The sequence below is a fragment of the Rathayibacter sp. KR2-224 genome (assembly GCF_049446075.1).
Lineage (GTDB): Bacteria > Actinomycetota > Actinomycetes > Actinomycetales > Microbacteriaceae > Humibacter.
On the sequence record NZ_JBMSEB010000003.1, the window covers coordinates 283,056 to 302,396 of the forward strand.

A 19,341-nucleotide genomic window follows, 5' to 3' on the forward strand; every position below is an offset into this window, starting at 1 on the left:
CCGCGGAGCGTATCGAAACCCCCATCGTCAAAGGGCTTGGTTTCGATACGCGGCTTCGCCGCTACTCAACCGGCGGTTCCGTACTTAACCGGCGGTGCTGTACTTAACCGGCGGTGCCTGGCGTTCGGTCAGCCCGCGACGAGGCGGGTGACGGCATCCGCGTCTTCGAGGTCGCCGGACTCTCCTGCGCGCACGGCGCGACGGCCCAGCACGAGCATGTACGCAAGGAACGCCGCGAGCGCGAGCGCCCCGATGGCGATCTTCGCCCACACAGGTAGCCCGGACGGCGTGACGAACCCCTCGATCAGGCCGGAGCAGAACAGGCTGATCGCGGTCCCGACAGCCACGGCGAACAGTGTCCTCCCCTCCTGCGCCAGCGCCTGCCCCCGCGTTCGCGGACCCGGCGCGATCCACGCCCAGAAGATGCGGAGCCCTGCCGCCGCCGCCACGAAGAGCGACGTGAGCTCGAGCATCCCGTGCGGAAGGATGTACGAGAACATCACGTCCACCCGGTCGTAGTGCACGAAGATGCCGGCGGCGACCCCTAGGTTCACCGCGTTCTGCATCAGGATGTACGGCACGTAAACGCCGAGGATTCCCGTTGCGATGCTCTGCGCCGCGAGCCACGCATTGTTTGTCCACACCTGCCCGGCGAACGAGGCCGCGGGATTGCGCGAGTAGTAGTCGATGAAGTCGTGGTTGAGGTACTGCTTCAGGTCGGCGTCGCTTCCGACGGTGGCGAGAGCACGCGGATCGGACACCAGCCACCAGGCGGCGAGGAAGGCCACGAGCGCCGTTCCGATCGCGACGAAGAGCGTCACCCAGCGCACCCTGTACAACGCGGCGGGCAGCGAGATCACGAAGAATCGGGCGACGGCCCCGGCCGCGCTGGAACGGGAGCCGGTGAAGCGCAGGCGGGCAGCCGAGATCAGGGTCGCAAGGCGGTCGGTGTACGCACTGTCCCCGTCGTCGGAGCTGAGAGCCGACAGCTGAGTCGCGGCCTGCTGATACCCGCCGATCAGCTCGTCGGATGCCTCACCGTCGAGCCTGCGCCGTGCGGCGAGCGCGCCGAGGCGCTCCCACTCCGCGCTGTGGGCTGCTGCGTACGCGTCGGCATCCATGGATGTTTAGATGGTAGCCATGACGGGCCAGCCGGCGGGTGCTCCTCGCTACGCCGACAGCGCCGCGGGCGAGTACCGCGACGACGACCGTCAATACAGCGGCGAGGCCGTGGCGTTCGACGCACGCGCCGCCACCTTCGCGCTGCGGGCCGCCGGCCTCATCATCGACGTCGCCGCCGCGTATGCGCTCGTGCTGCTGTCGTTCTGGGCGCTCTCTTCCGCACACCGGGTCATCGACGCTGCGGCGAGCGCGGCCATCCAGGTCGCCATCGTCGCAATCGTCTTCGTCGTGCTGCCCACGGTTGTCGAGACGCTCACGCACGGCCGCAGCCTCGGCAAGCTCGCCATCGGTGCTCGCATCGTGCGCGATGACGGCGGGGCCGAGCAGCTGAGGCACGCCTTCGTGCGCGCGCTCGCAGGGTCGGTGGAGATCTACCTCACCTTCGGTGGTATCGCGGCAGTCGTCGGCCTGCTCAGCCCTCGATCCAAGCGCTTCGGCGATCTGCTTGCCGGAACGTATTCGCAGCTGCAACGGATGCCCGCGGCTCCCCCGCCGCCGCCTCCGCTTCCCCCGCATTTGGCGGGTTGGGCGGCCGTCGCAGACGTGGCGGCCCTGCCGCCACGTCTCGCGAGACGCATCGCCGAGTTCCTCCGCCACGTCGGTACGCTGACACCTGATGCCCGAGCCCGCGTGGCAACGGAACTCGCCCGTGAGGCCTCATCCTTCGTCTCCCCGCTGCCCGACACCGACGCGCAGTCGTTTCTCGTCGCCGTCGCCGCGCTGCGACGCGACCGCGAATACGCGGCACTCATGGGCGAACGCGCGCGGCTGGAACGTGTCGCCGGCGCATTGACGGCGCTGCCCCCAGGGTTCCCGCGCCGCTGAAGCGTCGGGTCGGCACGCGTTGCCGGGCGCCGCGAGCCGTAACGCGGACGATTGCCCCATCGGGTCTGGACCAAGGCTCGCGGCATGGGTTAGGGTCGACTGAGTTAGGTAGGCCTTACCTACTTCGTGACGTCCGGACCGCGGTCCGGTCGACTGCGCCACGTTCTCCCGATTGCGCCAGAAAGCGTGGCGCAATCGCGCAGGACTGGCGCAGTCGCGCCCGTCGGCCTCAGCGTCAGTACCGGTACTGGTCGGACTTGTACGGGCCCTCCACCGGAACGCCGATGTATGCGGCCTGGTCGGGCGTGAGCGTTGTGAGCTCGACGCCGAGAGCGTCGAGGTGCAGCCGTGCGACCTTCTCGTCCAGCACCTTCGGCAGCGTGTGCACGCCGAGCGGGTAGGCATCCAGATTGCCTCGCAGCTCGATCTGCCCAAGCACCTGGTTCGTGAACGAGTTGCTCATCACGAACGACGGATGCCCCGTGGCGTTCCCCAGGTTCATCAGCCTGCCCTCGCTCAGCACGAGCACACTCCGGCCGGTCGGCAGACGCCACTCGTGCACCTGCGGCTTGATCTCCACCTTTTCTGCGCCCTCGAGCGACTCGAGCGCCGCCATGTCGATCTCGTTGTCGAAGTGGCCGACGTTGGCGACGATCGCGAGGTGCTTCATGGCCAGCAGGTGCTCGAGCCGCACGACGTTCTTGTTGCCGGTGCCCGAGATGAGGATGTCCACCTCACCGATCACGGACTCCAGCTTCGACACCTGGAACCCGTCCATGGCGGCCTGCAGCGCGTTGATCGGGTCGACCTCGCTCACGATGACCCGAGCGCCTTGCCCGCGCAGCGCCTCGGCAGCACCCTTGCCCACATCGCCATAGCCGGCGACGAAGGCCACCTTGCCGCCGATCAGCACGTCGGTCGCACGGTTCAGCCCATCGACGAGCGAGTGCCGGATGCCGTACTTGTTGTCGAACTTGGACTTCGTGACCGAGTCGTTGACGTTGATCGCCGTGAACTTCAGTTTGCCGTCGCGCTCGAGCTCGTACAGGCGGTGAGCGCCGGTCGTCGTCTCCTCGGTAACACCGATGATGTCGGCCGCGGTTCGCGTCCACGTTTCGGGTGACTCGGCAAGGGATGCCCGCAGCAGGTCGAGGATCACGCGATATTCGTGCGAGTCGTCTGGCGCGGCATCCGGAACCCGTCCCTCCCGCTCGAATTGTGCTCCGAGGTGCACGAGCAGCGTGGCGTCTCCGCCGTCGTCGAGGATCTGGTTTGGGCCGATGAACTCGCCGCCGGATGCCTGCGCCTCTGCACTCCAGTCGAAGATGCGGTTGGCGCACCACCAGTACTCGTCGAGGCTCTCGCCCTTCCAGGCGAAGACCGGAACGCCGCGGGGCTGGTCGACGGTCCCGCTCGGTCCGACCACGACGGCCGCGGCAGCCTCGTCTTGCGTGGAGAAGATGTTGCAGCTCGCCCATCTCACCTGCGCGCCGAGCGCGACGAGGGTCTCGATGAGCACCGCGGTCTGCACAGTCATGTGCAGCGACCCGGCGATGCGTGCACCTGCCAGCGGCTGTGTATCGGCGAACTCCGCACGAAGCGCCATGAGGCCGGGCATCTCCTGCTCGGCCAGGCGCAGCTGGTGGCGTCCGGCCTCGGCGAGCGCGAGGTCACGCACCCGGTACTCGAACGGCCCCGGCGCGGCATCCGTTCCGCCTGCCGGGCTCTCGTCGTGCGCTGTCTGCGCGGAGTGCGAAGCGTGCGTCGCCAGGTCCTGGGAGCTCAGGGAAGTCATGGGTCTCATTCTCTCAGGCCGCCGCTGGGTGTTATGGCCCCGGCGGGCTCAGAGGGCGCCGAGGCCGCCGAGGCCCTGGGGCTCGCCGATCACCTGGTGACGCACGACCTGCCACCCGATGGGAGCCGACAGCCGCTCCGCGTGGATGGCGCACAGATCGTAGGTGTGCGGTTCGTGCGCCAGCGACAGCGGCCCGAGCACCACCATCGAGTCGGCGTAGTCGTACGTCAGCGTCGCCACGGCCTCACGCGGGCACGCGACCTTCGAGCACGTTCGGGCCGTCATCAGGCCACCAGACTACTCGTGGGCGGTGCACAACTGCGGCGCGCGGCGAACCACGACACAGCGTGTCGCAGCCCGCGTCACCGCACCTAGGATTGGCGACATGCCCCGATCACGACCCGTGCGGTACGCCACACCGGTACGTCGTTCCGATCGCCACGGCCGGGGCGCGCGCGGACCCGTGACTGGACCGCATCTGCCCCTGCTGCAGGACCGCATCGACGTTTTCGAGATGACGGTTGCGAGCACCGCAGACTTCATTAAGGGCCTCTGGCCCGACGAGCTCTCCGACATGCGCGTGCAGATCGCCGCCGCCCCCTCTGCCGCCCTGGGGTACGAAGAGGTGCAGCGCTGGGGCGTGGATCCGGCCACCAAATCGATCACGCTCTACCGCGTTCCCATCGAACGGCTCGCGAAGCTGCACCGCAACGATGACCTGCATCGGAAGCTGCTCATCGAGAGCTGCGTGCTGCGCGCGGTCGCCGAGCTCCTCGGTCGCGACCCGTGGGATCTTGCGCCCGGCCGCTTCGGCCACTTCTGACGCATTCCTGGCGATCGCCTCGGCAGGCCGGCTGACTCTCGCGCCGACTCCGGGTGAGCGTGGTCGGCGCCTACCGCGGATACACCGTGATGGGTTGCGCGAGCGGCCCTGGCGGGTTCAGCGCGAACGACGACGACTCACCGTCGGCCGTGAGGCTCACGGATGCCCGCAATCCGCTGGCCCCATCGATCGTGTACGAGCCGTGCGAGGTGACCTGAACGGCAACGCCCTTCCCCGCCGGCACCGAGACCTGCTGTGCGGCTCCGCTCTTGGGCGTCAGGGTGACCTTGGCGTCCGTTCGGCCCGTGTTGGCGAGGTGCAGCGTGGGAGCGGATCCGGAGGGCACCGCCATCATCGCCTTCTCCCCGAGCGGGCTGCTTGCGACGAACCATGCGAAGTCCTGCGTGGCGGCCTCGGCCTGTGCAGTCGCCGACTGGTCCCCGCTGGGCGCGGCCGCGGCATCCACGGTGCGTGCGGCCGCGACGACGGGAACGTCGGAGGTGACCTGGACGGTGTACGAACCGTCGATGAGGTGGTCGAACGTCACCTCTCGAACAGTTCCGCCCTGCATGGTGACGTGTGAGGTGGCCGCGACGCCTTCCGTGGTCTCAGAGGTGGCGGTGACCGTGACGTGGGCGACGCTCGTACCTGGCGCGAGCAGGCGCACCGACGGCAGTTGGCTGGATCCGCTGTCCGAGCCTGCCGTGATGCGACCGACGTTCGCAACGGTCATCCCAGGGATCACAATGCTCTGCGCAGGAGCCGCGGTCGGGCCGGCCAGCTCGACGCCTTGCGGCGCCAGGCCCTGCACGCTGCTCTGCTGCAGCGACGCGTAGACGCTGCCGCCGCTGGCCTGAATATGCACGACGGATGCCTGCACGTTCGGCACGATGCCTGTCAAAGGAACCACGAGCTGCGACCCGGCCCGCACGACAAGACCCCTGGCGCCCGGCGCCTCCGCACGGCCCGCCTCGGTGTAGACGGTCAGGTCGACGGTGGCCTCCACCTTCGACGGGTTGCTGAGCAGCACAAGGCTCGATGAGCCGAGCGTCGTCGAACCGGCCACGAGCCAGCTGTCCGACGTGGCCTCGCCGCACGCGGCAGCTGCGAGCCCGGCGAGATCGGACTCCTGCGCCCGCTGCGACTGTGCCCCCGCGACCAGCGGTCGGGCAGCCGAGCCGTCCGCCTGCGTGCTGATGGTGCGGGGTGCCCCTCCGCCCCCGTGCACGCTCGGCGTCTGCAGACTGCGCTGGGCAATGGACGTTGTGACGCTCGTCACGATCGATGGCGAGCCGATCGACGAGAGCGAAGACGCGTCGGTAGCGTCGCTCAGATCGAGCAGGCCGCCCGGGCAGACGCGCTCCTGGTCGGCGGGAACGGGTGTGACCTTCTGAGCGGCCGGCGCGATGTGCAGGTTGGGCAGCGGCAGAAGGGCAGCGCCGGCCAGCGCTGCGACCGCGACACCGACCCCGATCACCCCGGCAAGGATGCGCACACTCCCCCGCGCGATGACGCGGCCACTGCGGGCTCTGTTCCCCGGCTTCGAGCGCTGCTGGCGCGGGTTCTTGGCCCTCGGACTCTTGACTCTCGATGCCTTGGGCGCCGCGCCTGGCTCGCTCGCACCGGCAGCCGAGTCCCCGTCGACCGCACCAACGGCGGCCGTGCCGGTGCCCGGCGTCGCCGGAGCGGATCCCTCCTGGTCGAATGTCGCCTCATCGGACGCGCCCGGTTCAGAGGTGTCCACCTCGCCCGTGTCTACGGAGTTCGCGTCCCCCGCGGTCGAGGTCGCGTCGGTCGCGTCCACGTCTGCTGCGTCGCCGGCCACACCGTTCTCCGCCGGCGTCTGGCCGCTCGGGGTCGTGCTATCGGACATCGCGGCCCCCGTCCACTCGGTACTCGGCTCGGTACTCGGCCGATCGATCGGATGCCGTCGCCACTTCCGCTCGCTCCACGGTTCGCTCGTCGATCTCGCCGGTCTCGGGCGACGCGTACCCACTGGTCAGGCCGGAATCCCCGTATCCTCCCGAATCGACGTCCGTCGTTCGGTGGTCCTCGACGCGCTCGACGTCGACACCCTCTGAGGCCGAACCCGGTTCGGCATTCGCGCCAGTTGCGGCATCCGTGCCGATCGTATCTCCGGTGTTCGCGGGCTCCTGACCTCCCCAGGCATCCCCGTCTGAACTGCTTCCACCGGCCACGCCGGCACCGCCGTCGACGCCGCCTGGGGCGTCGAGCGGTTCACCGTCGGATGCCGTGCCCCTGCGCTTCCCTTGCCGCCCGAGCACCTCGGCCGCGGTCGGACGCCGAAGGGTGCCTCGCTCGGCCCGCCCGGTCGGTAGCGCGAGCAGCAGCGTCAGGCCGAACACGATCCCGAGCGCGACCAGAACGACGACGCGTTGCCAGCCGCCGGCATCCGGTGGAATCGGCACCGCGTGCTTCTGCTGAGGAACGCTCCACAGCACCGAGTCGTCGGTGGAGGCCACCTGCGTGAGCAGCGGATTGCTGTCCAGAGCCGTCGCGGCTCTCGCCTGAGTGGACGATGCTGGCGAAAGCCCTTCGCCTGCTGTGGTCTGCAGCAGCACGAACGAGACTCCGAAGTGGCGAAGCAGCGCCGAGGCATCCATTCCGCTCGTCGAGGTGAGGTTGCCCGCCAGGGTCGCCAGACGGCGCTGGTCCGGCGTCAGCGTGGGGCTCGTGGCGCTCAGCGTGCTCTGGTCGTCGAGCGTCTCGCCCTTGCCGTGCACGAGCTGTGCGCCGAGGGATCCGTCGGACTGCGGCGACAGCCGCAGGGTTCCGATCCGCGGACGAGTCTGCGCCTGCGCGGTCGCATAGGCGGGCAGCGCATCGGTGGCGCCCGCAACGATCGAGGATGTCTGCAACGGCACCGCGATCGCCAACGGCGCGATCGCCACGGCAACGAAAGCGACAGTGACGGTTGCAGGCCAGATCGCGAATCGGCCGAGCGCGACGAGCGCCATGGTCGCCGCGGCGATCAGACCCAGCCAATACAGGCTGAGCGCACTGCCGGGCCAGAGCGTCACGGCGGCAGCGCCCTGCGTCGACACGGCGACATGCAGGGCGACGATCGCCGTCGCAAAACCGAGCAAGGCGCCGACCAGGCACAACGTGGCACGGATCGTGCCGCGCAGGAACAGGGAGAGCAGTGCGAGGATGCCCACCGGCGCCATCAGGATCGGCACCACGATAGACGGCACCATGCCGCTGATGCCGAAGACGCCGCTCAGCGTCTGCCAACCACCGAGATCCGGGTCAGCGAAGCCGAGCGCGACATGCAACGGATGCCCCGAAGCACCGGGCAGCGGGAGGCCGGGGTCCGCGAACACGGCAAGCGGCGTGCCCCGAAGCAGCTGTTGCACAACGAGCGGGGCGAACAGCACGATCGCCGGGATCGGCACGAGCAGCACCCTGGCTACCCCTCGCCCGGACAGCGCCGAGGCGATCACCCAGATGACGAAGAGTGCCGGCGCCAGCAGCGGCGCAGAGGCGATCACCGCTGCCGCGAGGATGGCGGTGGTCGCCGCGGCGGCCCACGACCGTTTCGCTGCGGTTCCGGCAAAGAACAGCCAGGGCAGCAGGAGGTGCACGATGACGCCGGCCGGCCTGCCCTGCTGCAGTGCATCGAACAGCATGGGGGCGAGCGCCCAGACGAGGGCGAAGGTGGCGCGCAGCACGGCGCGGTGGGTGAGTCGGGTTGCCAGGAACCACGCTCCGAGCGCCGCGAGCGGCAGGGCGGCGAACCACAACAGCACGATCGCGAACGAAGGCTGCCAGAAGGTGAGGCTGCCGAGCACGGCGAGCACACCGGTGAACGGGTCAGCGGCTCCGACGAATCCGATGCCGATGTCGCGCCACCCGTATCCGAGGTTCGACCACAGCGTTCCAATGTCATTGAGCGGGAGCAGTCCCCCGCCGCTCACCTGCGACGAGCCGAGGAGCGGTGCGAACAGCGCGATGCTCATCAACGCCGTGGCAAGCACGACCCACGCGCCGCCCCCGCTGAAGAAGTTAAGCTCGCGGCGCTCGCCGTGCTGCCGCACCAGGCTTGTCTCACGGCGCAGGGCGCGCATGCGCCGCACCTCGGCACGCGGGATGCGCAGCGGCGCGATCGCTTTCCACTTCACCGTGCGTACGCGTTTGATCGCCCCACGCGCCTGTCCGATGTGGCTTCCGCCGAACGCGGTCGCCAACGCCGCCGCGAACTCCCCGATGATGGCGCCTGGCTGCTTGCTCAGCAGCAGGCCAAGGGATCGGATGACCGCCAGCGGCACGAGCGACAGCCAATGGAACACGAGTGCGAACGCTGGCGCATAGGCCATGCGCCTGTGCAACTGCGCGGCCCTGCGCTGCCTGTACTGCCTCCGGCGCTGCCTGCCGCGCGGGCTTCGCGGCTGCAGGCTCACGCCGTCCGCGGCGGATGCGACGCGCGCACCCGGCACGATCACGACGCGATAGGCGGCGAGCCTGGCCCGCACACAGAGGTCGAGTCCCTCGTCGAACGCGGTCAGTGCCGGATCGAAGCCGCCGAGGCGTTCCCACACGCTGTGCCTGATGAGCATGCCAGCGGCGGGCACTCCGAGCATGTCGCTCGTCCGGTCGTGCTGCGCCTGGTCGAGTTCGTCCTCGACGGGCACGATGGTCGCCCCGAGCCGCGTCATCGACAGCCCGAGTTCGCGAATAACGGATGCCTCGTCCCAGTCGACGAGCTTCGGCCCGGCTATGGCGACCGACGGCGACACCGCAACCGTGTCGATCAGGTGGGCGAGAGCTTCCGGTTCCGGAGCGGTGTCCTGGCCAAGGAACCACAGCCATTCGTCATCGGAAGACGACGGCGGCACCACACGCGCCGCCACGCCGAGCGCCGTGCCGAAGGACAGCTTCTCGGTGGAGGCCAGCAGATGGTCGGGTGAAGCAGCGGATGCCGCCGCGGACGTCGCCTGGTCGGAGTCGACGCCGATCACCACCAGGGAGTCCACGGGACGGGTCTGCGAGGCGAGAGCATCCAGGGTGCGCGCGAGGTGCTCAGCACCCCTGTGCGCAACGAGGATGGCGGTGACTGTCGGAGGCATCGCGGACAGCCTAGGCAGGTGCGTGCGGAATCCTGGTGACCCCGGTCGCGTGCTGGCCGAATTGCCTTCTCAAGTCGTGCGCCGAGGCGCGCTCAGACCGCGCGCTTGCGCAGCTTGCGACGTTCGCGCTCCGAGAGTCCACCCCAGATCCCGAATCGCTCGTCGTTCTGCAGCGCGTACTCGAGGCACTGCGTACGCACTTCGCACGACCCGCAGATCTTCTTGGCGTCCCGCGTCGATCCACCCTTTTCCGGGAAGAACGCCTCGGGGTCGGTCTGCGCACACAGTGCATCCGACTGCCACGCCAACGCATTCTCGTCGTCTTCTTCGACCGATCGAACCCCCGGCACCCCAAGCCGAACGGGATCGATGAACCAGTTTTCGGGTACCCCCGGTCGATATTCGCTCATCGCCATATCGAACTCCCCACCTGTGTTGCCACGCTCGCCGTGTCCTTGCCAACACAGGGCGTTTCACTAATTACAGCGGTGTAGTTCGCATGCGTCAAGTCGCAAATCGTAAAGGCTCAAGCGGGGCTGGAGGGTTTGCGACGCGCCGCGAACAAGCAACGATTTTCCGCCGGGCCGACCAGGCGCTCTGCGGCTGGCTCCGTCAGTCCTCCGCGGCCTGCCGTGCGCGCCATGCGCTCTCGACCATCTGGGCGAGTGTGTGCCGCATCTGCCAGTCCAGATCGCGTGCCGCGAGCTCCCCCGACGCCACAATGCGGGCGGGATCCCCTGGACGCCGCGGTGCGATCTCCGGCGCGAAGTCGATGCCCGTGACCTGCGCCACCGTCGACATGATCTGGCCGACGGAGACGCCGTCACCGCTACCAAGGTTGTATGCCGGTTCGAGCGCGGTGCCGTCCTGGAGCCGCTGAGCGGCCACGACGTGCGAGTGCGCGAGGTCAGAGACGTGCAGGTAGTCGCGCACGCAGGTGCCGTCAGGAGTCGGATAGTCGTTGCCGTTGATGCGGGGCGTGCGGCCCTCCAGCAAAGCGTCGAAGACCAGCGGAAAGAGGTTGTGGGGGCTGCTGTCGTAGACGTCCGGATAGCCCGACCCGACCACGTTGAAGTAGCGCAGGCTGGTGTGGCGCAGGCCTGTCGCAACGGCCTGGTCGCGCAGCAGCCACTCGCCGATCAGCTTCGATTCCCCGTATGGCGACTCGGGCGCCTTCGGGGTGTCCTCGGTCACCAGGTCCACGTCCGGCGTGCCGTACACCGCGGCGCTGGATGAGAACACGATCGTTTCCACCCCTGCCTCCTGCATTGCGGCAAGCAGCGTGGCCGTTCCCGTGACGTTCTGCTCGTAGGTGTGCAGCGGTCGCTGCACCGAGACGCCCGCGTATTTGAAGCCCGCGATGTGCATGACGCCGTCGATTCGGTAGCGCGAGAAGACGTCACTGAGCATGGCGCCGTCGAGAATCGTGCCGCGCACGAACGGAACGCCGGCGGGCACGAAGCTCCTGTGCCCGCTCGAGACGTCATCAACGACGACCGCCTCGATGCCCGCCTCCGTGAAGGCGCGCACCACGTGCGCGCCGATATATCCGGCGCCGCCGGTCACCAACCAAGCCATGCCCCCAACCTATCGGCGACTGAGGCGAGAGCGATGCGAGCTTGCTCGCATCGCCGAGCGGATGGAGCCGGCGAGCGGCACAGCCGCGATACAGACGATTGAGGTTCGGTCGAGGGAGCTTGCTCACTCGACCGAACCGATTGAGTCTGTTGAGCGCGCGGCGCGAACATCGGCGACTGAGGCGAGAGCGATGCGAGCTTGCTCGCATCGCTCTGCGGATGGAGCCGGCGAGCGGCACAGCCCGAACATAGGCGCGTCCCGCCCTACCGGTTCTCGGTCGCTACGAAGAGCACTCCCCCGTCGCTGGGCGCGAAGCTCAGCACACCCTCGTCCGGAGAGACGAACACCGCCTCGCCGCGCGAAACGGTCTCGCTGCTGTGCACGCCACTCACCGAGGCCGAACCGGCCGTGCACAGCACGATCGCGGGACCCGTGAGCTCGAGCGAGGCATCCGCCGTCACGTAACCGAGCCGGAAGTCGGGCACGTCCGGGGTGAACAGCTCGAGCGCGCCCACCCGCGAAGGCGCCAGCAGCGGGGCGGGCACTGGCGTGAAGTCGAGCACGCGAAGCAGCTCGGGCACGTCGATGTATTTGGGAGTGAGGCCGCCGCGCAGCACGTTGTCCGACGCCGCCATCAGTTCGATGCCGGTTCCGGAGAGGTAGGCGTGGATGTTCCCGGCCGGCAGATACAGCGCCTCACCGGGATCCAGCGCCACCCTGTGCAGCAGCAACGCGACCACGACGCCGGGGTCGCCGGGGCAGGCATCCGCGAGCAACCGAACGACGTCGAGCTCGGGAATGGCGCGCCCCTCAGGTGAACGTGCGATCGCGGTCGCCTGGGAGACGATCTCTTCGGCCGCCTCACCGCCGCCGAGGAGCAGACCGACCCCGGCCCGGAGCGCCGACTCTTCGTCCTCACCTGAGGCGAGCATCCCGCGCAGCACGCCGAGCTCGTCGCGCTGTAGTCCGGCCCGTCGCCCCGCGCCGATCAACCGGTCGAACACCGCCACCGACGTGCCGACATCGCGGAAACCGCATAACGCGTCAAACGGCGTCACGGCGAAGATGAGCTCCGGCTTGTGGAACGGGTCCTTGTAGTTGCGCTCGGGCGAGTCCAGCCGGATGCCCAGCTTGTTCTCGCGCTCGAATCCCGCCCGCGCCTGCTCGGGAGACGGATGCGCCTGGATCGACAGCGGCGCGGCCGCCGACAGCACCTTCAGCAGAAAGCCGAGCCGTGGTGCGCCAGCGTAGGACTCGTCACGCTGCCAGGTCTCCCCGAGGGTCGCGGACGGCTCCTGTGCGATCAGCTCCGCGAGGTTCGCCGCCGTGTGCGTCGGGTGCACCAGCCGGCTCGGTGAGCCGGGATGTGCGCCAAGCCAGAGCTCGGCCTCGGGCTTGCCTGAGGCCGGCCTTCCGAGCAGATGAGCGATGCCGTGCGAGGAGCCCCACGCGTAGTCGCGAGGTTCGTTGTCGATGCGCACAAACATCCGCGCCCGCCCTTTCTTCCGGTTAGTCGCAGAGTACCAACGGCCTTGGGACGGCGGATGCCCGTGCCTAGGCTGACCGCATCCCGACCAGCCAGCGGTCGTGCAGTGCGCGCCTCGCCTGCTGCATCACGACCGCTCTACCAGTGCGATGGAGCAGACATGGCATTCACGCCGCTTGCAGCCGACTTCTACGGTTTCGAAACCGAGCTCAGCGATCAGGAGAAGGAGGCGATCGGCGCTCTCCGCGAGTACCTCGAGACCGAGGTGCGGCCCATCGTGAACGAGTACTGGGAGCGGGCGGAGTTTCCGAAGCAGGTCATTCCGGAGCTGCACAGGCTGGGTGTCGCGTCGTTCGGCTGGGCCGAGACGAAGCCGTTCCCGAACTCCGCGGTCTTCCGCGGGTTCGTCGCGCTGGAGCTGGCGAGAGTGGACGCGTCGGTCGCCACGTACGTGGGGGTCCAGAACGGGTTGGCCGCCGGCGCGGTGTGCGCGTGCGGCTCGAAGGAACAGCGCGACGAGTGGCTGCCGAAGCTCGCATCAGGCGAGATCATCGGGGCGTTCGGCCTGACCGAGCCGCTGTCCGGGTCGGATTCAGCCCAGGGTCTGCGTACGACCGCCGAGCGCCAGGGCGACGAGTGGGTCATCAACGGCTCGAAGCGCTGGATCGGCAATGCCACGTTCAGCGACATCACGATCATCTGGGCGAAGGATGTCGCAGACGGCCAGGTGAAGGGGTTCATCGTGCCGACCGAGACCTCCGGCTACCACGCAACGAAGATCGAGGGCAAGCAGGCACTGCGCGCCGTTCAGAACGCCGACATCACGCTCGAGAACGTGCGCGTTCCCGAGTCCTTGCGCCTGCAGAATGCCAACTCGTTCCGCGACACCGCGAAAGTGCTTCGCGCCACTCGCGCTGAGGTGGCGTGGGCGGCCGTCGGCCTCGCGGTCGGGGCGTACGAGGCCGCAGTGAAATACGCGACCGAGCGCATCCAGTTCGGCAAGCCGATCGCAGCCCACCAGCTCGTGCAAGACCTGCTGGCCAAGTCGCTGGCCAACATCACCTCGTCGCTCGCACTGGTCGTTCAGGTCTCACGGATGCTCGACGCCGGCACCCAGCGCGACGAGCACTCCGCCATGGCGAAGGCCTTCGCCACTTCGCGGATGCGCGAGACAGTGGCGTGGGCGCGCGAGATCTTTGGCGGCAACGGGATCGTGCTGGACTACGACGTCGCCCGCTTCTTCAACGACGCAGAGGCCATCTACTCCTACGAGGGCACGCGGGAGATGAACACCCTCATCGTCGGCCGCGCCATCACGGGTATCGGCGCGTTCGTGTGAAGGGGACGGTCGAGCAAGCTCGCCCGTCTGATCCTCAATTGCCCATATCGTTGCGTTGCAACTCACGGACTCAATCGGCTCGGCCACACGAGCAAGCTCGCGCGGCTCTCGCCTCAATCGCCCATAAAGTGAGTCGCATGACACAGACTTCGCCGGTGACGGCGCCACGCACCGTGCCCACCGGCCAAGGCTGGCTCGTCGCCTTCGCAGGCTTCTCGTTCTTCACACTCTTCGCCGGCGAGTTCTGGCGCAACAGCATCAGTTGGCTCGGCTGGGGCATCGTGGCCGGGCTGTGTCTGGTCGTGAGCGTCGTGTTCCTGGTGCGGGCGCATCCTTGTGTGCCGATCCGCAAGTGGCCGAAGACGCTGCTGCTGTTCCTGCTGCTGTGCATCGTCTCGATCGCGTGGTCCGCCTACCGCACCGAGTCCGCCGTGGCCGCCGTCGCTCAGCTGGCGACGGCAACGGCTGGCGCGTTCTTTGCACTCTGCCTGTCGTGGCAGCAGATTCTGCGCGCGCTCGGTGCGGCGTTCCGCTGGATCATCGGCCTCTCCCTCGTGTTCGAGCTGATCGTGTCGGTGTTCGTGCGGCATCACATCCTGCCGTTCTTCACCACATACAAGTACCCGTCCGGCAAGCTGCCCGACGCGTTCTACTGGAGCCGCGACCTGCTCTTCCACGGCGGCAAGATCCAAGGCATCGTCGGCAACAGTGACATCCTCGGCATGATCACCCTGTTCGCCCTGATCGTGTTCGGCATCCAGCTCGCCGACCGTGTCGTGAACCGCACGGCCGGAATCGTCTGGTTCGTGCTCGCCGCACTCACATTCCTCCTCACCCGTTCGTCGACCGTCATCGTCGCGTTGGCCTTCGTCGTTCTGGTTCTGCTGTTCGTCTGGTGGGCACGCAGCGTGCGTCAGAGCAAGAGAGTGCCCGTCTACGTGACGGCGACAGCCGTTGTGGTCGTGGGCGTCGGATCGCTCACGCTGTTCTGGGGAACGGTCACGAAGCTGCTCGGCAAGACCTCCGACCTCACGGGACGCACCGACATCTGGGAAAAGGTCATCCATCTCGCCCAGGAGAGGCCCGTCGTCGGGTGGGGCTGGATCAGCTACTGGGCGCCGTGGGTCGAGCCTTTCAAGGGCCTCGCCATTCGCAACAAGGTGGAGTACCTGCAGGCGCACAACGCCTATCTGGACGTCTGGCTGCAGCTGGGCATCCTGGGTCTCGTCATCTTCGCGCTGCTAGTCGTGACCACATTCGGTCGCAGCTGGTTCATGGCTGTGGACCGGCCGCCGTTCGACAGCCAAGGTGTCGTGCGGGCGGACGTTCGGTACTCGGCCATCACGCTCCTCCCGTTGCTGATGCTGGCGGCCCTGATCGCGCAGTCGTTCGCCGAGAGCAGGATGCTCATCGAGGCCGGGTTCGCGCTACTCGTCGCGTTCAGCATCAAGACGAAGCTCGAGCGCCCGTAACCGCCGACTGACCATCCCGGGACGGCGAGTGAGCCGACGTTAAGATGAAGCATGCCCGCCTCGCCCGTCGACGTACCTGACCTCGGGTGCGCTACGCAGTGACGTCCACAGCACGGCCCGTTCCGCGGTGGTTCGCCCTCACGAGGGCGCTGTTCGAGTCGGCGAAGTTCTCACGTGCGCTCTCGTTGTGCATCGTCGCGTCGGCGTTCTTGACCACAGCGATCAAGGATGTCATCGGCTGGCCAGGCCTCATCGGCGTGCTGACAGCGGTCGTCGCCCTGTCCGTGTGCTCGTTCGCCGCGCACTGGGACGTGATCGAGTGGCACGGCCTCCTGCCCGTTTCACTGCTCGTGTTCGTCGGCTGGTGCGCCGTGTCCCTGGTCTGGAGCACGTATCAGTGGGCAACGCTTGCCGCGGTCCTCTACCAGTGGATCTTCACGTTCCTCGCCCTCTACCTGGCGCTTGTGCGAGATGCCATTCAGATCGTGCGCGTGATCGGCGACGTACTCAGGGTCTTGCTGACGGCATCCCTCGCCCTCGAATTGCTCAGCGGACTGATCATCGACGCACCGATCAAGTTTCTGGGCATCGCAGGAAACCTTGTGCACGGTGGTCCGATCTCCGGGCTTTTCGGCAGTCGAAACCAACTCGGGCTGGTGGCGCTGATCGCCATCGTGACGTTCATCGTCGAGTGGCGAACCAAGTCGGTGACCACAGGAGTGGCGGTCTTCTCCTTCGTCGTCGCCGCGCTGTGCCTTGCCTTCACCAGCTCGCCCGTCATCGCGATCATGATCGTGGTGATCCTGCTCGCCGCCTTAGCTCTCTTCGGCGTCAGGCACATCAGGAACGACCGGTGGAAGTTCGCGGTGCAGGTCTCGCTCGGCGTCGTGACCACCTTGTTCGCGGTGCTGGGGTTCATCTTCCGCGCGCCCATCATCGATCTGCTGCACGGGCGATCCGTCATTGACTCCAGGTACGACGTGTGGCTGCAGATCTGGCACCTCATCCCGGTCAACGAGCTGCTCGGCTGGGGCTGGATCGGCTTCTGGCGGGGCTCGCTGCCCCCGTACTCGCTGATCAACGCGATGACTGGGGCGCCGCACGCCAACGGGTTGAACGCATTCCTGGATGTCTGGCTGCAGGTCGGTCTCGTCGGCTTCCTGCTGTTCCTCCTGTTGCTCGGCCTCGCCATGTTCCGTTCGTGGTTGCTCGGCTCCAACAAGCGCAGCGTCATTTACGCGTGGCCGCCCCTCATCCTGATCGCCCTCATCGGCACCGGGATGGCGGAGAGCACGATGCTCTACGAAAGCGGCTGGATGCTCGCAGTCATCTGCACCGTCAAGGCGTCGCAGGGCATGTCGTGGCGGCAGGCGCTGCCGGTGTCGACCGAGCGGGCCGAGTAACGCTGGCCCTAACAGGTGCTGGGTACGACCGTGCTGGAATGCTCTTCCTTGTGCCGCAGCGAGCGGCCCGTCACCCCATTCGACCGCACGCGTTCCGATACCAACTCATACAACTCCGGCGCATAACGCGCTTCGCGTCGCACTCCTCGCTTTCTTACGGAGCCGATGTCTTCGCGTAGCGCCTCGTCGACGCTGGCCGTACCCGACAATCCCGACCCCACGAACGGCTGCCGCGATGCGCGCGCATTTCGGCCACATCTTCGAGCAAAGCGTCCGTACTGGGGCGCCGAACCGCATATCAGCCGTCTTTGCAGACTTCTTCCCGGCCAGTCCGCCAAAATCGTCCCGACTGCTCATAGGCGTTCGGGGCGTGGGTCCGTTAGCGTCGCATGCGCCAAATCGTAATGGTCCCCCTGCTGCCAGCCGAGAGGGGATATGCCTTCGATCCGACCCTCTCGAGTTGTGCAGCATAGATTCGCCCCCAATCATCAGGGCACTCGCTATCGGTGATGACCCAAGCCACTCCCGCCTTCCTGGCGGAAGAAGCGTCGAGAGTGCCCTTCGCTCGAGCGTCAAGAACCTTGTCAATCGCCGCCTTCTGTGACGGCCAGGCCATGCCGAGATGATAGAAGGCCGTGGCCACGCCGGCATTGATCTTCATCGTTTTGGGGTCGATGCAGTTGTCGACAAGGGTGAGCGGGCCCGGGTTTGTACCGTTCACGCTCAACGCTAATGCAGCCACCGCTTTGTCACGAGGGTCGTTCAATGCGATGGTCCCGTGGTAACTGGTCGCGAACGCGAATCGTGCCCAGTCCACCATCGACGCCGCGGCGACCACCATGCTTGCGGCCAGGCAGACTGCAGCCGCGCGCGATATCCAGTCCGGCCCACCACCTGCGCGGTGCCACGTCACATTTCGCGCCAACGAGACGCACATTGGGACGATGGTCATGGCGACAAGAGTGAACCCGTCGATCCACAATCGGTACGGCTCGGCGTTCACACCCCATAGGTCGTTGGTTGAAAGCAAGAACCAGGCCGTGCCGAACCCTAGGGCATAGGCGGTCCATCGTGAATCACGTCGAACGAAACCGAAGACCCCCACGATTATGAGCGGAAGAACGAGAGCAAGAGAAGCGACCCATCCCTTCGAGGGTTCGAGCCCAAGATTGACGTTCGACGCAACGCGATACGTGAGAAAGGGATCGTGCCCGACGATTCCCGAAACCGTGAGGATCACTTGCGGTAACGCTCCCATTGCGATCGCAGCAACCCACGTTGCAGCGATCCCGTGAGTCTTGACGATGAGCAGGACAATACCCGGGATAGTGCTGGAGAGGCCGAACACCAGGGTTGGCAGCTGGCCGACGTGAGAGGCCACAAATGGGCCTGCAATGAAAGCGGCGACCAGCATCGCGGCAGAGAGAATCGCAAGTTTCCATGCACAATATCGATGCAGAGTCCAGATGGCAGCAGTGAAAAAGGCGCAATAGACGATCGCAATGAAGGAATACGTCTGAACGGAGGCCAACAATCCGAACGCTAAGCACACAACGAATGTGGTGATGCCGCGGAGTCTTTGCGAGCTAGGTCGCATCCAGATCGCAATTAGGACAAGCGCTCCGATGCCGGCAATGCACAGCGCGAATGACTCACCGTTCAGCGTATAAAGAACGCCGAATGCGCCCCACAGAACTGCGTGGGACCTCATGGTCAAATACCACGCCTGCGGGTCGAACAGCCATGCAAAGGTACCGAGCGTAAACGGCAGTGGCGCAAACAGTCCACACCACCAACGTCCGCCGATACGGATGAGCACAAGTGCGAGCACGACCACTAGCGCGAGCTGAACCGTCATGCCGACGACGTTCCATCCGGTGACCGGCGCGACTGCGAATATACGTGCGACGACGCCCAGCAGCACGTAGTACGCGTGCGGGTAGTAGTTAGCCCCTGTCATCGTGTCGGGTTCGAACAGTCCGAACTGGCCATCGGCAACGTTTTTGACAATGGCGAGGTAACCGTATTGATCGTATGAGAAGTAGTCCCTCAGTTGCCCGAGCGGCGACGTCCCGCGGGCGATGAGCCAGCCCGCCTGTGTTGCAAGGTAGACGATCGCAGCGAACGCTGCCGTCAAGAAGGGAACCCACAGTCTTCGCGCCACGGGCCCGTCGTCGGGTTGATCGATCATGGTCGCTCCGGTTCCGCCATCGACAGGCACGCAAGGTATGGACGCCTCACTAGGGGCCCGTGACATAATAGCCGCCGGCTCGAGGCAGACTTTTGCCGTTCATTCAGGCGTGCTGGCGTGCTCCGCTGGAACTCCTCAGCGGTTACTGCTGCACCGGCCG

The 19,341-nt window shown here is 66.9% G+C and carries 14 protein-coding genes; 5 read left to right on the forward strand and 9 right to left on the reverse strand.

From position 1 onward, the window contains the following. Positions 1-128 precede the first annotated feature (128 nt). A complete protein-coding gene (locus ACO2Q7_RS16275) occupies positions 129-1,121 on the reverse strand; it encodes a stage II sporulation protein M (protein WP_423356758.1) in 993 nt (330 codons plus the stop codon). 19 nt (positions 1,122-1,140) lie between these two features. On the opposite strand from ACO2Q7_RS16275, the gene ACO2Q7_RS16280 reads away from it, so the two are divergent. After that, positions 1,141-2,007: an RDD family protein gene (locus ACO2Q7_RS16280; RefSeq protein WP_423356759.1), complete on the forward strand. Its 867-nt coding sequence runs from the start codon at positions 1,141-1,143 to the stop codon at positions 2,005-2,007. 235 nt (positions 2,008-2,242) lie between these two features. Here ACO2Q7_RS16280 and ahcY read toward each other — a convergent pair whose 3' ends face one another. Together ahcY and ACO2Q7_RS16290 are read right to left on the reverse strand one after the other, a co-directional pair. Continuing rightward, positions 2,243-3,802: an adenosylhomocysteinase gene (gene ahcY / locus ACO2Q7_RS16285; protein WP_423356760.1), complete on the reverse strand. Its 1,560-nt coding sequence runs from the start codon at positions 3,800-3,802 to the stop codon at positions 2,243-2,245. A 48-nt stretch (positions 3,803-3,850) separates the two neighbouring features. Beyond that, on the reverse strand, positions 3,851-4,087 hold the full coding sequence (locus tag ACO2Q7_RS16290) for a DUF3499 family protein (protein WP_423356761.1): 237 nt from the start codon (positions 4,085-4,087) through the stop codon (positions 3,851-3,853). A 100-nt stretch (positions 4,088-4,187) separates the two neighbouring features. On the opposite strand from ACO2Q7_RS16290, the gene ACO2Q7_RS16295 reads away from it, so the two are divergent. After that, complete coding sequence (locus ACO2Q7_RS16295) at positions 4,188-4,625, forward strand: metallopeptidase family protein (RefSeq protein WP_423356762.1); 438 nt, start codon at positions 4,188-4,190, stop codon at positions 4,623-4,625. A 70-nt stretch (positions 4,626-4,695) separates the two neighbouring features. On the opposite strand, the gene ACO2Q7_RS16300 is transcribed toward ACO2Q7_RS16295, so the two are convergent. The 5 genes from ACO2Q7_RS16300 to manA all read right to left on the reverse strand — a co-directional run bounded on the left by ACO2Q7_RS16300 (position 4,696) and on the right by manA (position 12,777). Next, positions 4,696-6,498 carry a DUF5719 family protein gene (locus tag ACO2Q7_RS16300; RefSeq protein ID WP_423356763.1) on the reverse strand — a complete coding sequence of 601 codons (1,803 nt, stop codon included), beginning with the start codon at positions 6,496-6,498 and terminating at the stop codon, positions 4,696-4,698. Then, positions 6,488-9,712: a glycosyltransferase gene (locus ACO2Q7_RS16305; protein WP_423356764.1), complete on the reverse strand. Its 3,225-nt coding sequence runs from the start codon at positions 9,710-9,712 to the stop codon at positions 6,488-6,490. The genes ACO2Q7_RS16300 and ACO2Q7_RS16305 overlap by 11 nt, the downstream gene beginning before the upstream one ends. Before the next feature lie 92 nt (positions 9,713-9,804). Then, positions 9,805-10,128, reverse strand: a complete 324-nt coding sequence (locus tag ACO2Q7_RS16310) for a WhiB family transcriptional regulator (protein WP_423356765.1) — start codon at positions 10,126-10,128, stop codon at positions 9,805-9,807. A 196-nt stretch (positions 10,129-10,324) separates the two neighbouring features. Further along, on the reverse strand, positions 10,325-11,290 hold the full coding sequence (gene galE, locus ACO2Q7_RS16315; RefSeq protein WP_423356766.1) for a UDP-glucose 4-epimerase GalE: 966 nt from the start codon (positions 11,288-11,290) through the stop codon (positions 10,325-10,327). A gap of 263 nt (positions 11,291-11,553) precedes the next feature. Next, positions 11,554-12,777, reverse strand: coding sequence for a mannose-6-phosphate isomerase, class I (gene manA / locus ACO2Q7_RS16320; RefSeq protein WP_423356767.1), 1,224 nt, complete (start codon positions 12,775-12,777; stop codon positions 11,554-11,556). A 159-nt stretch (positions 12,778-12,936) separates the two neighbouring features. Between manA and ACO2Q7_RS16325 the strand changes: the two genes are divergently transcribed. The 3 genes from ACO2Q7_RS16325 to ACO2Q7_RS16335 all read left to right on the forward strand — a co-directional run bounded on the left by ACO2Q7_RS16325 (position 12,937) and on the right by ACO2Q7_RS16335 (position 16,990). Beyond that, positions 12,937-14,115: an acyl-CoA dehydrogenase family protein gene (locus ACO2Q7_RS16325; protein WP_423356768.1), complete on the forward strand. Its 1,179-nt coding sequence runs from the start codon at positions 12,937-12,939 to the stop codon at positions 14,113-14,115. A 137-nt stretch (positions 14,116-14,252) separates the two neighbouring features. Further along, positions 14,253-15,587 (forward strand): O-antigen ligase family protein, encoded by a 1,335-nt coding sequence (locus ACO2Q7_RS16330; RefSeq protein ID WP_423356769.1) that lies wholly within the window; start codon positions 14,253-14,255, stop codon positions 15,585-15,587. 98 nt (positions 15,588-15,685) lie between these two features. After that, positions 15,686-16,990 (forward strand): exopolysaccharide production protein, encoded by a 1,305-nt coding sequence (locus ACO2Q7_RS16335; RefSeq protein ID WP_423356770.1) that lies wholly within the window; start codon positions 15,686-15,688, stop codon positions 16,988-16,990. 379 nt (positions 16,991-17,369) lie between these two features. On the opposite strand, the gene ACO2Q7_RS16340 is transcribed toward ACO2Q7_RS16335, so the two are convergent. Continuing rightward, positions 17,370-19,181, reverse strand: coding sequence for a hypothetical protein (locus ACO2Q7_RS16340; protein WP_423356771.1), 1,812 nt, complete (start codon positions 19,179-19,181; stop codon positions 17,370-17,372). Positions 19,182-19,341: the final 160 nt, after the last annotated feature.